Annotated in this window: 14 protein-coding genes; 7 read left to right on the top strand and 7 right to left on the bottom strand. The window is 69.3% G+C overall.

Features of this window, described 5'->3' with window-relative positions; genetic code table 11:
* Positions 1 to 87: 87 nt before the first annotated feature.
* Both OG344_RS07725 and OG344_RS07720 read left to right on the top strand, forming a co-directional pair.
* Positions 88 to 918 (top strand): CPBP family intramembrane glutamic endopeptidase, encoded by an 831-nt coding sequence (locus OG344_RS07725; protein ID WP_405087616.1) that lies wholly within the window; start codon positions 88 to 90, stop codon positions 916 to 918.
* A gap of 83 nt (positions 919 to 1,001) precedes the next feature.
* Entirely contained in the window at positions 1,002 to 1,517 is a 516-nt protein-coding gene (locus OG344_RS07720) for a GNAT family N-acetyltransferase (protein WP_405087615.1), read from the top strand.
* Positions 1,518 to 1,598: 81 nt separating this feature from the next.
* Here the strand turns inward: OG344_RS07720 and OG344_RS07715 are convergent, their stop codons facing one another.
* The gene (locus OG344_RS07715; protein WP_405087614.1) at positions 1,599 to 1,751 is read right to left on the bottom strand and encodes a hypothetical protein; all 153 of its coding nucleotides are present in this window, start codon (positions 1,749 to 1,751) and stop codon (positions 1,599 to 1,601) included.
* A gap of 76 nt (positions 1,752 to 1,827) precedes the next feature.
* Here OG344_RS07715 and OG344_RS07710 point away from each other — a divergent pair, with 76 nt between their 5' ends.
* Positions 1,828 to 2,805, top strand: a complete 978-nt coding sequence (locus tag OG344_RS07710; RefSeq protein ID WP_405087613.1) for an L-threonylcarbamoyladenylate synthase — start codon at positions 1,828 to 1,830, stop codon at positions 2,803 to 2,805.
* Positions 2,806 to 2,898: 93 nt separating this feature from the next.
* Here OG344_RS07710 and OG344_RS07705 read toward each other — a convergent pair whose 3' ends face one another.
* The 6 genes from OG344_RS07705 to OG344_RS07680 all read right to left on the bottom strand — a co-directional run bounded on the left by OG344_RS07705 (position 2,899) and on the right by OG344_RS07680 (position 12,194).
* Positions 2,899 to 5,205 (bottom strand): 2OG-Fe(II) oxygenase, encoded by a 2,307-nt coding sequence (locus OG344_RS07705; RefSeq protein WP_405087612.1) that lies wholly within the window; start codon positions 5,203 to 5,205, stop codon positions 2,899 to 2,901.
* A 69-nt stretch (positions 5,206 to 5,274) separates the two neighbouring features.
* The gene (locus OG344_RS07700) at positions 5,275 to 6,654 is read right to left on the bottom strand and encodes an acyltransferase (protein WP_405087611.1); all 1,380 of its coding nucleotides are present in this window, start codon (positions 6,652 to 6,654) and stop codon (positions 5,275 to 5,277) included.
* A 175-nt stretch (positions 6,655 to 6,829) separates the two neighbouring features.
* On the bottom strand, positions 6,830 to 8,053 hold the full coding sequence (locus OG344_RS07695) for a hypothetical protein (protein ID WP_405087610.1): 1,224 nt from the start codon (positions 8,051 to 8,053) through the stop codon (positions 6,830 to 6,832).
* Between the two features lie 149 nt (positions 8,054 to 8,202).
* Entirely contained in the window at positions 8,203 to 9,681 is a 1,479-nt protein-coding gene (locus tag OG344_RS07690) for an RICIN domain-containing protein (RefSeq protein ID WP_405087609.1), read from the bottom strand.
* A gap of 149 nt (positions 9,682 to 9,830) precedes the next feature.
* Positions 9,831 to 11,291, bottom strand: a complete 1,461-nt coding sequence (locus tag OG344_RS07685) for an arabinofuranosidase catalytic domain-containing protein (protein WP_405087608.1) — start codon at positions 11,289 to 11,291, stop codon at positions 9,831 to 9,833.
* A gap of 324 nt (positions 11,292 to 11,615) precedes the next feature.
* The gene (locus tag OG344_RS07680; RefSeq protein ID WP_405087607.1) at positions 11,616 to 12,194 is read right to left on the bottom strand and encodes a TetR/AcrR family transcriptional regulator; all 579 of its coding nucleotides are present in this window, start codon (positions 12,192 to 12,194) and stop codon (positions 11,616 to 11,618) included.
* A gap of 75 nt (positions 12,195 to 12,269) precedes the next feature.
* Between OG344_RS07680 and OG344_RS07675 the strand changes: the two genes are divergently transcribed.
* The 4 genes from OG344_RS07675 to OG344_RS07660 all read left to right on the top strand — a co-directional run bounded on the left by OG344_RS07675 (position 12,270) and on the right by OG344_RS07660 (position 16,947).
* On the top strand, positions 12,270 to 13,265 hold the full coding sequence (locus OG344_RS07675) for an alpha/beta hydrolase (RefSeq protein WP_405087606.1): 996 nt from the start codon (positions 12,270 to 12,272) through the stop codon (positions 13,263 to 13,265).
* Positions 13,266 to 13,395: 130 nt separating this feature from the next.
* Positions 13,396 to 15,234 (top strand): ABC transporter ATP-binding protein, encoded by a 1,839-nt coding sequence (locus OG344_RS07670; RefSeq protein WP_405087605.1) that lies wholly within the window; start codon positions 13,396 to 13,398, stop codon positions 15,232 to 15,234.
* Complete coding sequence (locus OG344_RS07665) at positions 15,231 to 16,640, top strand: ABC transporter ATP-binding protein (RefSeq protein WP_405087604.1); 1,410 nt, start codon at positions 15,231 to 15,233, stop codon at positions 16,638 to 16,640. The genes OG344_RS07670 and OG344_RS07665 overlap by 4 nt, the downstream gene beginning before the upstream one ends.
* Complete coding sequence (locus OG344_RS07660) at positions 16,615 to 16,947, top strand: ATP-binding cassette domain-containing protein (RefSeq protein WP_405087602.1); 333 nt, start codon at positions 16,615 to 16,617, stop codon at positions 16,945 to 16,947. The genes OG344_RS07665 and OG344_RS07660 overlap by 26 nt, the downstream gene beginning before the upstream one ends.
* Positions 16,948 to 16,970: the final 23 nt, after the last annotated feature.

Here is a 16,970-nt window from a genome sequence, read left to right as displayed (position 1 = left end):
GGGGAGTCCATCCGCCACCCGATGACCGGCGTGGGGTGTGACGACGACAGTGGAGCCCTCGGAACCGCACGACAGAAGGCGACCACCATGACGACCACGGTCACCCCCCACAGTCCCTCACCAGCGACCGACGTCGTGGCGCGCACCGCCCGCACGGGCCACCTGATCGCCGCCGGCGCCGCCATGTTCGCGCTGCCGTGGCTGGTCTGGGGATCGGCCATCGCCCAGGCGCAGGGCCTCATCGGGTGGCGGCTGCCGCAGGGCCTGGCGCTGTGGGTGCTCACGCCGTCCATCGCCCTGGTCACCGCCCTGATCGGCGGACGCCCGGCCCTGCTCGACCTCGGCCGCCGCCTCGTCGCCTGGCGGGTGCCGCCGGTCACGTACCTGGTGGCGCTGGCCACGCCCGTCGTCGTGGCGACGGCTGCCGGGGCGCTCGCCGCCGCCTTCGGGCACCACCCGGACCTCGGCGCGATGATGAGCCTGCCGTCGGCGCTGGCCTATCTCGGGTACGGCGTCGGCCTGTACCTGCTGACCGAGGAGGCCGGCTGGCGCGGGCTGCTGCTGCCCCGGCTCCAGGCCCGGATGCGTCCCGTCTGGGCGAACCTGCTCCTCGGCGTCGTCTGGTCCGTGTGGCACTACCCGCTGCTGCACGTGCCCGGTGAGAGCGACAACGGCCTGCCGTTCGCCGGCTTCCTGCTGCTGACCACCAGCACCACCGTGCTCATCGGCGCCCTGGTGAACGCCGCCGGGGGCAGCGTGCTCGTCGCCGCACTGTTCCACGCCGCCTTCAACGCCACCTACAGCTACACCGGCGTCGTCGGCCCGGACCACACGCCGCTCTGGACGGCGGCCGCCGTCTCGGCCGTACTCGCCGTCGCCGTCTCCGCGGCCACCCGCGGCGCCCTCCTCCGCCGCTGACCCTGCCATCCTCCGGTTTACGCTGCTGAGGTGTGGCGGCCGGGGTTCGCCGCCGCCCCCGCCCGCGCGTGAAGGAGGCCGCCGTGGCCCACGAGGAGATCGTCGACCGCTACGAGATCCGCCCCATGCGGGCGGAGGACGCCGGCCAGGTTCTGAGCGTCTACCAGCTCGGCCTCGACACCGGCCACGCCAGCTTCGAGACCACCGCCCCGTCCTGGGAGACGTTCAGCTCCGCCCGTCTTGCCCACCTGCGCTACGTCGTCGCCGACACCCGTACGGGCCGGGTGGTCGCCTGGGTGGCCGCCTCGCGCGTCTCCGCCCGTCCCGTGTACGCGGGCGTCGTCGAGCACAGCATCTACGTCCACCCCGATCACGGTTCCCGGGGCCTGGGCCGGGCCCTGCTGGACGCCTTCATCACGGCCAGCGAGGACGCCGGCATCTGGACCATCCAGTCCGGCGTGTTCCCCGAGAACACGGCCAGCCTGGCGCTGCACCGGGCGGCCGGCTTCCGTGTCCTCGGCACCCGCGAACGCATCGGCCGCCATCACGGCGTCTGGCGCGACGTCCTCATGATCGAGCGCCGCAGCCCCGCCATCTGACCTCACCGGCTCCTGCTGGTGCGGACGGCCACGCCGGGGGCGGGCTCTCCCGCCCGCTCGCCCGGCGGGTGAACCGCGCCGTCACCGAGTGATGTGCTCGCGGTGATGGGAGCCGCTGAGGCTTTCCGCGACGCCGATCAGTGCCACGGAGGCGATGACGGCGACGACGAAGCCGAGCACGTTCAGTTCGAAGATGTCCCCCGTGCCGAGCCGGCACCCGATAAACATCGGCATGATCGCGAGCGCCGGCGGCTCATCGTTCCGGGAGGCCACGGAACGCGGGCGGTGCGGCAGTGGGAGAATGGCGAGGGTGACGGCGAGAACCAGTGACATCGAGAAGGCGGCCGGTGTGCTGCGCGCCGGAGGCCTGGTGGCCCTCCCGACCGAGACCGTCTACGGCCTGGGCGCCGACGCCGAGAACCCCGCCGCCGTCGCCCGCGTCTTCCAGGTCAAGGGGCGCCCGCCCACCCACCCGCTGATCGTCCACATCGGCGGCGCCGAGCACCTCGGCGACTGGGCCGAGGACGTCCCCGCGACGGCGCGCCTGCTGGCTGAACGGTTCTGGCCTGGGCCGCTCACGCTGGTGCTGCGGCGTGGCCGCCGGGTGCCCCTGGAGGCGACCGGCGGCCTGGAGACGGTGGCCCTGCGCGTGCCCGATCACCCCGTCGCGCTCGCGCTGCTGTCGGCCTTCGGCGGTGGTGTCGCGGCCCCGTCCGCCAACCGCTTCGGCTCGGTCAGTCCCACAACGGCGGAGCACGTCCGCGCGGAGCTCGGCGACGCCGTCGATTTCGTGCTGGACGGCGGCCCGTGCGAGGTGGGCGTCGAGTCGACCATCGTCGACGCCACGGGCGACACCCCGAGCGTCCTTCGGCCCGGCGGGGTCACGCGCGAAGACCTCGAAGCGGTGCTGGGGCGCCCGCTCGCGGTTCACTCGACGAGCCGCGTCCGAGTGCCGGGCCAGCATCCGTCGCACTACGCGCCGCGTGCGCGGGTCGTGCTGGTCGAGCCCGGGAAGGTCGTCGCCGAAGCGGAGCTCGCGCGGGAGCTAGGGCACCAGGTGGGTGTCTTCCTTCCCCCGTCTCTCGCCGACGCTGAGGTGAAGGCGCACGCCGTGGTCGAGGTCCCCGGTTCGATGTCCGCCTACGCGCGCGGGCTGTACGGGTTCCTGCGCGAGCTCGACCGGCAGGGCTGCGACCTCATCGTGGCGTCCCTGCCGGTGGAGGAGGGGCTTGGACTCGCGATCGCCAACCGGCTCCGCCGCGCCGCGGGCCCCCGCCCCTCCCGCTGACCGGCACCCACGCCGCCCGGCGATCCTGCCAGACCGCCCGCCGTACGCGTCCCGCGCCCGGCGGCGCCGCCGCGTTGGGCCGGGGCGGCCGGGTCAGACGGGAACCGCCCAGTTCTTCGTGAGCCAGACGAGGTCGGCTTCGCCGCGTTCCCGGGCGAGACGCTCCTCTCTGAAGAGCGCGTCGGTCTTGGTCAGCACCAGGGTGTATGGCCGGCCCTGCCGTCTGGTCTCGTGGAGGACCGGCAACTCGGCGAGGTGGATCCGGCCGTGGACGTGGCTTCGCTTCTCCTGCGCGAGCGGCCACTCGAGAACACGCCGCTCCGGGTCCTGGAGGAACGCGCCGAGCGTCCGGCACAGCTCGCACGCGCATCCGGCCGGTAACTCGATCGACCAGTCGCCGGACGCCCGCTGAGGACGGGCGAGCACCTCCCGGATCCGTTCGGCGCAGCCGAGGGCCAGCTCGTCGAACCCTTCGCTGCCTGGCCTCGCGGCTCGCAGAGCGGCCATCACCAGCGCTATCCCCTGATCGCCGTCCGCCTGCCCGGCGAGCGTGACGACATCGTCCAGCACGCCGGTCGGCCCGCTCTCGGCCGCGGCCGCGACGAGCCCGGAGAGCGGCTCTCCCAGTCTGGTCAGCTGTGCGACCGCGCTGCTGGTGGACGGCTCGGTGAGCAGGGGACGGATGCCGTCCGCCAGCCATTTCCACGACAGGCCCAGGATGTGGTGGACGGCCGTTGTGGCTCCCGCACTGCCTGTGGCCGAGAACGCCGCGCACAGCCGCGGAAGGCCGGTGAGCCAGGCCGGCGGCTCCGGGGCATAGCCGTAGTTCGCCGGTGTCCAGGCGTCGAACCAGTCGCGCAGCAGAGCGGTGATCCAGATGTCGCCGTAGCGCGCGGCCAGGGCGGCGAAGGCCGGTGCGTGCTCGGGGAGCAGCTGATCCATCCGGAACGGACGCAGGAGCGTGGCAGCCGACGCGGCCTCGTCCAGCCCGTCGGCGACGGGCAGCGCCCTGCCGAGGAGTTCCTTCCCCGGCGTGGCATGGACCGCGGCTTTCCAGAACGGCTCCGTCGACTGTGCCGCCTCGCGGGCTTCCGCGACCTTCCCGGCGCGGATCATCTCGCCGAGCTCGTCGAGCGCCCAGCGCGAGGACGCCTGTGCCCGGCTGGCGAACCCCCGGCTCCGGGGCCAGATGACCAGCGCCGCCCGCCGATACCAGCGGTCCAGGGTGTTGCCGTAGTTGCCCATGTAGCCCTCGTAATGCGACTCGTAGGGCGTCAGGCCGGCCGTCGGAACCGTCGCGGCGACCTCCGCGTCGCGGAGGGTCAGCGAGATCTCCTCCAGCTGTCCGTCCGGGCCGACCCAGTGGGCGAGCGCGATGGAGGAGTCGATCAGGTCCTGAAGGACATATTGCCCGTCGTCCGCGCTGTCATCATCCTCCTCCGGGGAGTCGTCATCGTCGCCGTACCACGAATCCTCGTCGTCGTCGGCGTACGCGTCCCAGGTCTCCTGGATCTCCGCGAGGGCCAGCGTCATGTCACAACCCGCACGTTCCGCCGCGGCTCGCAGCAGCGCGGCCCGGGCGGCGTCGGAGCCCTTCAGCCGCGACCAGCTCAGCCCGCGTTCGGTGTACTCGTGATCGAGCAGGTACGCCAGCCGCGTGGGCGGGTCGGTCTGGCCCCTTCCGTACGGAAGGACGGCCGGGGTCGCGAAGTGCTCGTCAAGACAGGCCGCGACCTCTTCCGCGAGCGCGTCCTCGGCCGCGGCGCCGCTGTCTCCCGTCAGGAGCAGGTTGTAGGTGAGGGTGATCCGGTTTCCCGTCTTCACCGGGAGGACCTGGTGATGGCAGTCGGCGTAGAAGGCGACCAGTGAGACCGCGACCTTCGATCCGCGGTATTCCGCCCGCTGACCGCGGTGCTCGATGACCAGCTCACCGCCGGTGTGGTCGGAAGGAAGCGTCACCACCAGGGTTCCGACCATGGAGTCGTCCTTCTCGGAGTCCTGGTGCGTGACGAAGAACTGGCCGGTCTCGTAGAGAAGCATGGAGTGCAGGTCGGCCGTGAGCTCGCAGTGCGGCGGCAGCCCCAGCTCGTCGCGCATCACTTCCAGCATGGTCCCGAACGCGGCGGTCCACTCGACGTGCACCAGCTCCTTGGGGATCTCCCAGGTGTCACGGACCTCCGGGTCGGTCAGGGTCTCCTCACCGCGCCCGAACCGTGCCCGGCGGCCGAGCTCGCGTAGCCGGACGGACTGCTCCTCGGAGACGGGGAAGCGAAGCGGGCCGATGCCGTCGACCGACACCGACAGGTCGGTCATGAAGAGCTTGTGGTAGACGCTCCAGGCGGGCTCTTCATCCAGATCACCGAGTAGTTCGGCCAGTCGCTCACGAGCCGTCCCCGCCACGAAACACCACTCCCTCTCACGCGAAGCCCCTAAATTACTGGGTTCACGGCATCTCGACAGACATTCGCGTCACCGGTGGCCCGGTCCGGCCTCCGTGGCGGGAGGAGTCGAGCGCAGCAGTCGCAGGACCGCCGCGCAGGCGAGGTAGGTGATCAGCGCGACCGCCGGCATTCCGGAGACGGTCGGAGCGGTGCTGGGCCACAGGCTGTTGGCGAGCAGAGCGAAGGCGACTCCCGCAAATCCGGCCAGGGTCAGCCACAGCCGGACAACCCGACGGCACGCCATGCGGGTGAGACCGGCCGGCGCCGGGAGCGAGATCCGGCGGGACCGTCGGGCGCCGCGCATCTCGATCGGGCCGAAGATCGCGACGAGCGGCGCGAGGACGACGGCGAACAGGACCAGCAACGGGATCCGCCAGGCCAGCCACGCGGCCGATCCGGCCTCAGGAGTCGGCAGCACGCCCGCGACGTGAAGCGCGGCGACGAGCAGGATCGCGGCGGAGACGTGCCAGAGGAAGATCGTCATGATCACCGAGTTGACCGCGACCACGGCCGTCCACCGGCGGGTGTGCCGCAACCATCGCTCGCCCCGATCCCGCAGCAGCAGCGCGGCCCCGATCTGGGCGGTGGCGACAGCGAGCAGGGCCAGGCTGGGCGGGGACATGTTGTGCAGCCGCTCGCCCGGCACATTGATCATGCTGATCGGGTAGGGACCGGCGAGCGTGAGAAGGAGCAGCGCGCCGGTCCCGCCGAGCAGCAGCGGCACGGCGACGCGTGGGCGGGCCGGCAGGCCGTCCCGCCAGGCGAAACCCATCTGGTGGACGGCCAGCCAGCCGAACAGGAAGTTGCCGTTCCCCCAGAAGTCGTGGCCGAGGAGACGGGCCACATCGCCTGCGGCGACGAGCCCCACCAGCACCGGCGGGACGGCGAGTCCGTACCGGCGGTGGAGGGCGTACATCGGCGGGGTCAGCACGACCACCATCAGGTAGGCCACGAGGAACCACAACGGGATCGAGGCGAGCCAGACCACCGTACGGACCCGGCCAGGGTCGGCGTCGAACAGGCCGGCCGCCAGCGCACCGCCTCCCATCACCAGCACCAGGGCCGTGGTCGGCGGGATCAGCCGGCCACTCCGCCTGATCAGCCACTCGGTGGCGTTGCCTCCGCGCCGCCGCTCCGCGGCCAGGGAGACCGCGTTCGCGTACCCGCCGACGAAGAAGAACACGGGCATCACCTGGACCACCCAGGTGAGCGGCTGCGCCCACGGCAGGTCCGGCAGCGCCGACCGGCCGGTCAGCTCGCCGTGCGCGTCGTAGCCGACCACCGTCGCCAGCCAGTGCCCGAGGACCACCGCGACGATCGACACGGCTCGCAGCAGGTCGACGAACCGCTCCCGCGACGGCGGCGTCCGCTCCGCGAGCCGCCGCACCTCCCACGACGCGGCCCCCATATCCCGCATGTTCCCCGGCAGACGTGGAGGTAAGAGTTCCTTCTCGAAGCGCGCGCCGACGACCACCGTGGGGGTAGGTGGCGCACGTACCACTGCAGGACCGGCCGCCTGGCACGCAGCGATCCGGTGCGGCCTTCCTGGTGCTACGGGCGCGGTCGGGTTGCGCGGCGGCCGATCAGGCAGCGACCGCGGGGAACACCACGAGCGATCCGTCGCCGCTTCGTTCGATCTCGATCGTGACGTCGGTTTGGTGGATTCCCGCGTTGAGGCCATCACCCAAGGCGCGAAGGCGATATACGGATTTGAGCAGGTCGTCGACCTCGCCCTGCGTGAACATGATGCTCAGGAAGCCGCCTTCACGCTTCAGTTCGAGAGTGGACAGGCGAAGAAGGACGGAATTGATGCCTGACTCCAACTCGTCGACGCGACGCTCGTCGTCGTGCAGCGTTCCGACAAAGCTCTTGAACGGATTGTTCGTGCCCGCCAGTTGAGCGTGTTCGACAGCCTGAAGCACGAGCACTCGCCGTTTGAGAGCGATGGCGAGTCGTGCGAGCTCCAGGTGCGCGCGGAATGTCCCGCCATCCTCGTTGACACCGGGGAACGACTTCGTCAGCTCACCGAGCTCGACAGGGCCGTCGGGCAGCTTGGCCAACGAATCCTGCCACTTCATGAGCCGGCGCTTGGCTCGTTCGATCGCCGTGCTGATCGCGTACGACGAAGTGTCCAGTCCTAACGACGGGCCGATCCTGCCCTGGTCGAGGAGGATCGACGTCGCCTTGTCGATCGCGTCCCGGCAACCGTCCAATTCGCTGCGTTCGTCCTCGAGGTTGTCTTCGTGTAGCTGCTCCAGGAGGTCGGTGATCCGCTCGATCGCCTCCTGGCGTTGGCGATCAGCGTAGGCGCTGACGCCGACCGCGACGGCCATCAGCACGAGTGGCGCGGCCACGGTCAACGCTCCGGCGCTGGCCGCGGCCACCCCGGCTGTGGTGGCCGAACCGGTCGCGGCACCCGCGACAGCGGCCCTGCCGCAAACGGGCACGAACGTGGCACCGGCTGTGATGCGGCCGCTGGAGTTGGCCAGCGCGCTGTAATACCCTCCTGCAGCTGCCTTCATGGGCTGAACGAGTCCCTGACCGAACTGTGCGGCGACCTTCGCCGGCACCACCATCCGGTAGAGCACGTCACCGGTCGCGGCGACGTTCAGCGTCGAAGGTGCTGACTTCGCTGTCTGAGCTACGAGCTGCGACAACTGCTGAGCGAGTGGACTGGCCGCATGGAGCGGAATCCCACCGTTCCGATCACGCTTGGTCGGCATTGGATGCGCTTCCAGCGTGGCGATGGGGGAATCCGCAAGTGCTGCCAGGACTGTTCGCAGTTCTGCGAGTCGGGCCGGCGTCATCCCCTCATGCAAATGGCATAGGCGGACCGGCACCGCACCTCGGGCCGACCGCGCGATGCCGCCATGCGGATCCCCGGCACCGATCGCACAGCGCGGGATCGGCACCGGGGAGGGATGGGACCGAATCCGCGGTTACGTCGAGACGACCGTCAGACGGCCGTGCGCGACCACTGCTGGTTGGTGCCGCTGTTGCACGCGTACTGCTTCAGGATCACACCATCAGCGGTCGATGCGGACGGTACGTCCACGCATTTGCCGCTGTGCCGTGCCCGGAGCTGGAAGTAGCTGCCGTTGGCGACCATCTGGAACTGCTGGTTGGTGCCGGTGCCACAGGTGTACTGGACGAGCTCGGCGCCGTCGGCGGTTGAAGCGCCCACCACATCGAGACACTTTCCGCTGTGGCGGCTGATGATGCGCCAGTAGCCGCTGCCGGCGTCCTGGAAGCGCCACTGCTGCCACGCGTTGCCGTTGTACGTGTACTGGTCGACGCGCGCGCTGTTGCTGGTGCTCGCCTGTTGGACGTCCATGGCCTTGCCGCTGTGTCGCGCGTTGATCCGGTAAAACGTTTCCGGCTCTGGCGTGGCGGTGGGGCTGGGGCTGGGGCTGGGGGTGGAGTCGCGGACGGTGTCGCCCCAGCCGTAGCGGACCCGGTCGGCGCCGGATTGGTTGCGGACGGCCAGGGTGAGATTGGTGCCGCTGCCGCCGAGGGCGTACATCGAGTAGTGGTCGTAGCCGAGGCCTGCGGTTATCTTGCCGCCGAGGGCGGGCCAGTAGGTGCCGCCCATCTGGTTGTCACGCATGACCTGGGCCACGGCGCGGAGGTAGCGCACGAAGTTGTCGGTGCTGTTCGCGTCGCCGTAGTTGAGGCCGGTGGCCATCGGCGCGCCGTATTCCGTCGCGACCGCGCGGGAGGCGCAGTTGCCCAGAAGCGTCTGGATGTGGCTTCGGAAGGCGTCGTAGGTCATCGCGCTGTAGAAGAAGGCGTAGTAGTGGAAGGACAGCAGCGTCGAGTTGAAGCGGCTGTCGTTGCAGATGTCCCGGAGGTCCTGGCTGAAGCCGGTGCCGCCGATGAGCACCCGGCCGGGCGCCGCCGAGGGGTGCGAGCTGAGCCAGTTCGCCGCGACGTTGCGCCAGTCCGCCGATGAGTAGCCGTGCGGCTCGTTCATCGGCTCGAAGTAGACGTTGCCGTTCGAGCCGTACGTGTTGATCACGCTGGACCACATGGCGTTCCATGCGGTGAGGTTCGTGATCCTGCCGCCGGAGGCGGCGCCGTCCTCCCAGTAGGCCAGGATGACCTTGAATCCACGCTCGGTGGCGGCGTCGATGGCGCCGCGGTAGGAGTTCCACCAGGTCGTGTTGGCCACAGTGTGCGTGTTGATGGGCAACCGGACGGTGTTGACCCCCATGATGTATTCCATGTGGTCGTAGAGGGCGTTGGCCTTGGCCCGTACTGTCGCGTTGCTGTCGGACTGGCTCAGGCCCTGCACGACGAGCGTGCCGGTGCTGAAGTTGTCACCCAGCACGGCCCAGTTCATGCCTCGGAACTGGCTGGTGGCGGCATTGGCCGACGGCGCGGAGACGAGGGCTGTCACCGCGGTGAGCGCGGTCACCACAAGGGCGATCAGCAACCGGTGCGACGACCGGATGCTCCGCGATGGTCGTGATAAATAATTATCGGACGCCGTGCTCAGTGCCATGAAATTTCCCATCACTAGATCTGAATCGATGAATCGACTTTCCGCGGCCGACCGCCCTGGGGATCTGCACGACACCGGAATCAGCTGCGCAGGGTCCACTTCTGGTTGTTTCCGCCGTTGCAGGCCCAGAGGATGAGTTTCGTGCCGTTGGCGGTGCCGGCCGCGTTGGCGTCCAGGCACAATCCCGACTGCACGCCGGTGATCGTGCCGTTGGAGTTGACGTTCCACTGCTGGTTGGCCTGGCCGTTGCAGTCCCAGATGATCACCTGGGTGCCGTTGGCCGTGCCCTGCCCGTAGGCGTCCAGGCACTTGTTGCCGTACACCTGGAGTTGCTTGCCCGAGGTGGAGGTGAACCGCTGGTTGGTGCCGCTCCCGCAGTCCCACAACTGCACCTGGGTGCCGTTGGCGGTGCTGGAGTTGGGCACCTCGACACACCGGTTCGACTGGGCGCCCACGATCTGCACGCCCTGCTGGGGGGTGCCGCCGCCCGCCGGCGCGTATCCGGCGGCGGCGATGTTGGCCTGTACGGCGTCTTCGGTGGCGGCGCTCGGATAGCCGGAGGTCAGCACGCCCTCGAAGAAGGTGCCGCGGCCGGAGACGCTGTTGTCACCGCCGATGCCGAGCAGGATGGCGCCTTCCTTCTTCATCGGGTTGTAGCCGTTGGGGCGCCGTCCGTCGAAGTAGTTCGTCAGGCCGCCCGACTGCGCGTTCCCGCCTCGGATGGCCCAGTGGTTCGGCTCGCCCTTGACCATGGCCGTGACGAAGCGGTGGTCGATCGACGCGAGGTTGTTGTAGCCCGCGTTCACCCCGGAGAACAGCCCCCACTCCAGGTCGGCCATGATCCAGGGACCGGCTCCGGCCCCGTAGCCCCACTGTTTGTCGGCGCCGAAGTAGACGGTCTCCATGATGGCGGGGGAGTCGGCCTGGCCGTCCGTCTGGGCGTTGCCGTAGTCGAAGCAGCACCACTGGTTGTAGTGCGTGCCGTCGACGACGGCGTAGATGCCCTCGGGCTGGTCGCCGGTCGCCACACCGTTGGTGTTGTTGTTGCGGTAGCCGGTGCCGGGCTCCACGCGGACGCCGTAGGCCTTCTGGCCGCCGATGGTGATCGGGGCCGCCTTCGCGTCGGCGAGGTTGTCGTATCCGCCCGCGGCCGGACCCTTCCAGTAGCCGGGCGGCGCCTGGGTGAGGCGGTTGTTGCGGCCGGACTGGTCGTAGAGGATGGTGATCACACAGTTCGTGCCGGCGCAGAAGGAGTCCTGCGTGGCGGCGTTGACGACTCCGCCCGCGCTCAGCAGGCCGATGTCGCGGGTGGTGTTGTCCGAGGAGCGCCGCACCTGGTACAGCAAGCCGTTGTAGGCCGCGTACAGGGCGCGGGTTGTGCTGTGCGCCGCGACGCACGGCGTGCCACCCGCCGCGTAGATGTCACACGGACCCTGCGTCGCGGCCTGTGACGGCGTGGAGACGCCGGTCAGGCAGGCGGTGGCGAGCAACACGCTCGCCCCGGCCGTGAGCACCCTTCTCAGGCTCCCGAAAAGCATCATGCCTTCTTCTCTCAATCAGGAATCATGACCGGACGGTACCGATGCGGCAGGCCTTGCCAAGGCAAGTGTTAGCGTTAACATTGATGAGCGTCCGAATCGATTCGACGGTGAACGGGGGTAGTGCGGAGTCAATTCAATGAAGGTCCCGGCGTCAAGCACGTGGATCACATCTCTCGGACGCGCGGGGTGTAGTCGGGGCGCCGCCTGGGCTCTTACCATGACGCGTTCGCACTGTTCCGATGAAATGCCGTGAAAATTTCATCTAGTGCCCGGGCTCTGGCCGCATCGTCGCCGCTGGAGCCGATTGCCGGTTCGGCGGCAGGGTTAGGTCGGGCCAGCACCCTCACCGAAGTGCAGCAGGACCATCTCGACCAGTGCGGTGACGTCGGCGTCGGCCATCGGCTCGCCGGTCATCCCCATCCGGTGGAGCAGGGTTCCGACGATGACGTCGATGAAGAACAGGACTCGGTTCTCCGGCTCGCCGAGTGCGTCCTGGAGCGCGAGCCGGTAGGGGTCCTGCAACCGTGTGGAAAGGACCTCGCGCAGGGCCGGATCGCTGACGGCGTCACTGAACACACCTGCGAACGCGTCGCCCACTCCGGGCTCACCGATCTTCGCCGCGATCCATTGGGCGGCTGAGGACATGAGTTCGGCTCGACTGACGCCCTCCAGCGGCACCGGGCCGAACGCGTCAAGGAGGCAGTCCACGATCAGCGCGCCTTTCGACGGCCAGCGACGATAGATCGTCGTCTTGGCGATCCCGGCCGCGGCGGCGATGCGGTCGACGGTGGCCCGCGCGTAGCCGAGCTCGTGGACCGTGCTCAGCGTTGCGGCGAAGACCACGGCGTTTACGCCGGAGCGCGGGCGACCGGGTGGTTTGGCGGATGTGGTCGCTCGGGTCATGCCCACACGATAACCTATTGCGCTACTGTTAGTATCGATACTTCTGGTAGCGAAACTAGTGGGCTAGGAGAACACATGGGCGAGGTCACTGGTACGGAGCGGCCGCCGCTGGGCGTCCGGTTGATGCGTGCTCTGGGAAAGGAGCCGGACTGGTTGGCGATGACGGCCGAGGAACTGATCACCCTCCGCGACAAGGTGAACCGCAAGCGGGAATCCCGTCTGGCACGGGTGATCTCCGGGTTTCCAGACCGCGGCGCCACGATCCAGTGGCAGGAGATGGCGCTGCCCGGTCGCGGCCTCCGGGTCCGGGTGTACCGGCCCTCGTCCGGACGCGGCGGCGAAGGCGGCGACCGGACCGGCCTGCCGCTCGTGCTCCACGTACACGGAGGCGGGTTCGTGGGCACGGCGGTGCAGAGCGACTGGGTGAACAGCCACCTCGCCGCGCGGCTGCCCGCGGTCGTCGTCTCGGTCGAACACCGCCTCCTCGATCCGGAGACTCCGCTGTCGGCGGCCGTCGACGACGGCTGGGACGTACTCCGGCACGTGGTGCGGCACGCCGCGCAGTGGGGCATCGACCCGGCACGGGCCGCCGTCTTCGGTGAGAGCACCGGCGCGATGGTCACCGCCCTGGCCGCGATCCGGGCCGGAGAGTCCGGCCTGCCCCTGCGGGCGCAGGTGCTGGTCAACCCCGCTGTCGACCTGACCTCGACGGGGTTCGAGCACGCCTCGATCAGCCGGCACGCCCACAGCCCGACCCTCACCGTGACGCAGATGCGGCTGTTCCAACGACTCGCCGTTCCGCCGGGAACGGATCCTCGTGCGGTGTCGCCGCTGTATGCCGACGACCTGAGCGGGCTGGCCCCAGCGCTCGTGATGGTGCCGACCATTGATCCGGTGGCCGATCACGGCCGCTGTTACGCCGAACGACTGCGGGCGGCCGGGACCCCCGCGAGGCTCACCGAATATCCCGGAGCGACGCACGCGTTCCTCAGCATGCCGGGCGTGGTGCCACACGCGAAGGCCGCGCGGGCGGAGATCGTCGAGTTCCTCCGAGGGGCGCTCGCTGGGTGACGGGCCCCGGCCTACCGGTTTGTGTTCCACATCCGGGTCGATCGACACAGTCGATGGGCCGCCCCGGAAATACGATCACCGGCTCCACTATGGGCCTGGTCGCGACGAGATTGACGAAGACGGGAGAACGATGACAACCATTGACCTTGCCGAGGCGAGGGGGCGGCCCGCACCACCGTCAGCTGCCGTTTCCGCGGCGGGGCAGAGCCTGGCAGGGCTGCTGCGCCCTCATCTCGGGAGCTTCGCCGTCGTTGTGGTCCTGCAGGTGATCGGCGCTGTCGCGGGTCTGGCGCCGCTGCTGGCGGTCGTCGAACTGGGTCGTACGCTGCTGTCGCCCGGTCCGATCGATCACGGTCATGTCTGGCTCGTCGTGATCGCGGGTGCGGTCGGCTTGTTCGTCCGACTGCTCTTCACAGCCGCGTCGTCCGGACTCGGGCATGTTCTCGACGGCCGGGTGCAACTGTCGTTTCGCCGGCAACTGGCCGCGCGGCTGGGGCGCGTGCCGATCGGCTGGTTCTCCCGGCGCCGGACCGGCGCGCTGGCCAAGGTGGTGGGGGAGGACGTGAGTGCCGTGCACCCGTTCATCGCCCATGCCCCCGGCGAGCTCGTCTCCGCATTCGTGGTGCCGCTGATGTCGCTGATCTACTTGTTCACCGTCGACTGGCGGCTCACGCTGATCACGCTGATCCCGGTGGCGCTGGCGGTGGCGCTGGTCCCCCTGATGATGACCCCGACCCGGCTGCGCGAGCAGGAGGAGTTCGACGCGGCCATGGGACGGATCGCGAGTTCCGTCGTCGAGTTCGTGCAGGGCATCTCGGTGGTGAAGGCGTTCGGCGGAGCCCAGCGCTCCCACCATGGATTCCGCACGGCCGTGGACGATTTCGTCGGCATCTTTCTGCGGTGGGTGCGCGGTATCTCCGGGATCGCTGCGGGGATGCAGCTGGCGCTGTCGCCGCCCTTCGTGCTGCTGGTCGTGCTGATCGGTGGTACGGCTCTGATCACGACCGCTGGCATGACCCCGGCCGGCCTGCTGCCCTTCCTGCTGCTCGGACTGGGCCTGACCGCTCCGGTGGCGGCCCTCGGCCACGGCTTCGACGATATGCAGGCCGCCCGGCGCGCGGTCGGCCGGATCAGGGACGTGCTCGCGGTGCAGTCGCTACCGGAGCCCGCGCACCCGGTCGCGCCACAGGGGCACCGGGTGGAACTGCGCGAGGTTCGATTCGGCTACGAAGCCGATCACGAGGTGCTGCGCGGGATCGACCTGGTGCTCGAGCCGGGAACGGTCACCGCGATCGTCGGGCCGTCGGGGAGCGGAAAGTCCACGCTGGTTCAGCTGTTGCCACGGTTCTTCGACCCGACCCACGGTTCGGTCGCCCTTGGCGGTGTCGATCTGCGCGATCTCGGCAGCCGGGAGCTCTACCGGATGGTCTCCTTCGTCTTCCAGGACGTTCACCTGCTGCGCGCTTCGGTCGCGGACAACATCGCGCTCGCGGTGCCGCATGCCGACCTCGACGACGTGATGCGCGCCGCCCGGCTGGCGAATATTCACGACCGAATTCTCGAGCTGCCGCGCGGATACGACACGGTGATCGGTGAAGACGCCGGACTGTCGGGTGGCGAGGCACAGCGGATCTCGGTCGCACGCGCACTGCTGGCCAACACACCCGTTTTGGTGCTCGACGAGGCGACCGCCTTCGCCGACCCGCAGACCGAACAGGCGGTGCGCCGAGCCCTGGCGACGCTGGAGGGCGACCGCACGATCCTGGTCATCGCCCATCGCCTGGAGACGGTCGCCGACGCCGACACCGTCGTGATGCTGGAGAACGGGTCGATCGTCGAGCGCGGCAAGCCCGCCGAGCTGCTGGCGCTGGACGGAAAGTTCGCCGCGTTCTGGTTGTCCCAACGATCGGCGGTCGCCGACGAGCTCGAAACCCACGGTGGCGTACTGCAGGGAGACGAGCCCCGATGATTCGAATGCTGCTAAGCGTGCTGGGGCACGAGTACGCCCAGCCGGTGCGTCGCACCGTGGCCCTGATGACGACGACCGCGGTGGTCGAGGGTTTGTCCTACGCCCTGCTGGTACCAGTGCTGCGGTCACTGTTCGGAGGTGCCCCCGGAGATGCATGGCCCTGGCTGATTGCGTTAGGGGGCGCGGTCGCGGTCTACGCGGTACTGCGCTACGTCAGCGATCTGTCCGGTTTCCGCGTCGGGACCACGCTGTTGCTCGGTATGTATCACCGTCTCGGTGATCACCTGGCTCGGTTGCCCATCGGCTGGTACAGCGCAGGCCGCATCGGGGAGGTGTCCGTCCTGGCCAGCCGCGGTGTCCTGCAGGGGATGAGCGTGATCGCACATCTGCTGGCACCGTTCATCTCCGCCTGTGTGACCCCTCTGACGATCGTTGTTGTGATGCTTGCCTTCAATGTGCAATTGGGGCTGGCCGCGTTGGTCGCCGTACCGGTCGTGGCGGCGATCCAGATCTGGACGGGACGCTCGATGGCCGCCACCGATGCGGAGCGCGCCGAACGCGACCATGAGGCCACCGGGCGGGTCATCGAATATCTCCAGGCCCAGCCGGTGCTGCGCGCCGGCGGCCGGACCGTCGAACGCTTCCGGTCGCTCGACGACTCGCTGCGGGAGGTCCAGCGCGCGTCCCGCCGTTCCACGCTGTCTGCGCTGCCCGGCGTATTGGGCGTGACGCTCACGGTGCAGGCGATGTTCACCGTGTTGCTGGTCCTGGGCGCCTATCTCGCGCTCGGCGGGAATGTCGGTGCGGCAGAGGTTTTGGCGATCCTGGTGCTGGCCGCCCGCTGTGCGGATCCGCTGCTGTCGCTGGCGGATATCGGTGGCAAACTCCGCGGTGCACGTTCCGAGCTGGTGAGACTTGACACGGTGCTGCGCACCGAGCCGCTGCCGGAAGCCTCCGAACCGATCCAGCCGGAACGCCATGATCTGGAGTTCGACTCCGTCGCCTTCCGGCACGGCGACCGTACGGTGATCGACGACGTGTCGTTGTCCGTGCCAGAGGGGCAGCGGCTTGCCGTTGTCGGGCCGTCGGGGGCGGGCAAGAGCACCCTGCTGCAGTTGCTCGCACGGTTCTACGACGTGGACGCGGGTGCGGTGCGTGTGGGCGGCGTGGACGTGCGTGCCATCAACACGGAGGTGTTGATGGCACAGATCGCCATCGTCTTCCAGAATGTCTATCTCTTCGACGGCACGATCGAGGAGAACGTGCGTCTCGGCCGTCCCGACGCCGATGAAGCCGAGATGCGGGCGGCAGCGACCGCGGCGAGGTTGGACGAGGTGATCGAGCGACTGCCCAACGGATGGGCGACGAACGTCGGCGAGGGTGGGGGCACTGCTGTCGGGTGGTGAGCGCCAGCGTGTCTCGATCGCGCGAGCGCTGCTGAAGGATGCGCCCATCGTGCTGCTGGACGAGGTGACCTCCGCGCTGGACCCGGTGAACGAGGCGGCGGTCCACGAAGGAATCGAGCGCCTGATGGCGGGCCGGACGGTGGTGATGGTGGCGCATCGGATGCGGACCGTCCGACGCGCCGATCGCATCGTCTTTCTGGACGATGGCCGGATCGTGGAGGAAGGCAGCCATGACGAGCTGCTGCGCCGCAGTGGCCGCTACGCCGATTTCTGGAAGACGTCCCTGACACCGGCAGCGCGTGAATGAGTCGCACAGGGGACGGCCCTGCC

The organism is Microbispora sp. NBC_01389 (genome assembly GCF_045040095.1).
In the GTDB taxonomy this organism is placed as follows: Bacteria; Actinomycetota; Actinomycetes; order Streptosporangiales; family Streptosporangiaceae; genus Microbispora.
This window is presented reverse-complemented; position numbering and strand designations above follow the sequence as displayed.

What these genes read in the sequence shown, in the direction of transcription:
- OG344_RS07695 (WP_405087610.1), bottom strand. Translation starts at nt 8,053, where the DNA reads ATGACGCCGGCCCGACTCGCAGAACTGCGAACAGTCCTGGCAGCACTT.
- OG344_RS07685 (WP_405087608.1), bottom strand. Translation starts at nt 11,291, where the DNA reads ATGATGCTTTTCGGGAGCCTGAGAAGGGTGCTCACGGCCGGGGCGAGC.
- OG344_RS07670 (WP_405087605.1), top strand. Translation starts at nt 13,396, where the DNA reads ATGACAACCATTGACCTTGCCGAGGCGAGGGGGCGGCCCGCACCACCG.
- OG344_RS07665 (WP_405087604.1), top strand. Translation starts at nt 15,231, where the DNA reads ATGATTCGAATGCTGCTAAGCGTGCTGGGGCACGAGTACGCCCAGCCG.
- OG344_RS07680 (WP_405087607.1), bottom strand. Translation starts at nt 12,194, where the DNA reads ATGACCCGAGCGACCACATCCGCCAAACCACCCGGTCGCCCGCGCTCC.
- OG344_RS07700 (WP_405087611.1), bottom strand. Translation starts at nt 6,654, where the DNA reads ATGGGGGCCGCGTCGTGGGAGGTGCGGCGGCTCGCGGAGCGGACGCCG.
- OG344_RS07725 (WP_405087616.1), top strand. Translation starts at nt 88, where the DNA reads ATGACGACCACGGTCACCCCCCACAGTCCCTCACCAGCGACCGACGTC.
- OG344_RS07675 (WP_405087606.1), top strand. Translation starts at nt 12,270, where the DNA reads ATGGGCGAGGTCACTGGTACGGAGCGGCCGCCGCTGGGCGTCCGGTTG.
- OG344_RS07715 (WP_405087614.1), bottom strand. Translation starts at nt 1,751, where the DNA reads ATGCCGATGTTTATCGGGTGCCGGCTCGGCACGGGGGACATCTTCGAA.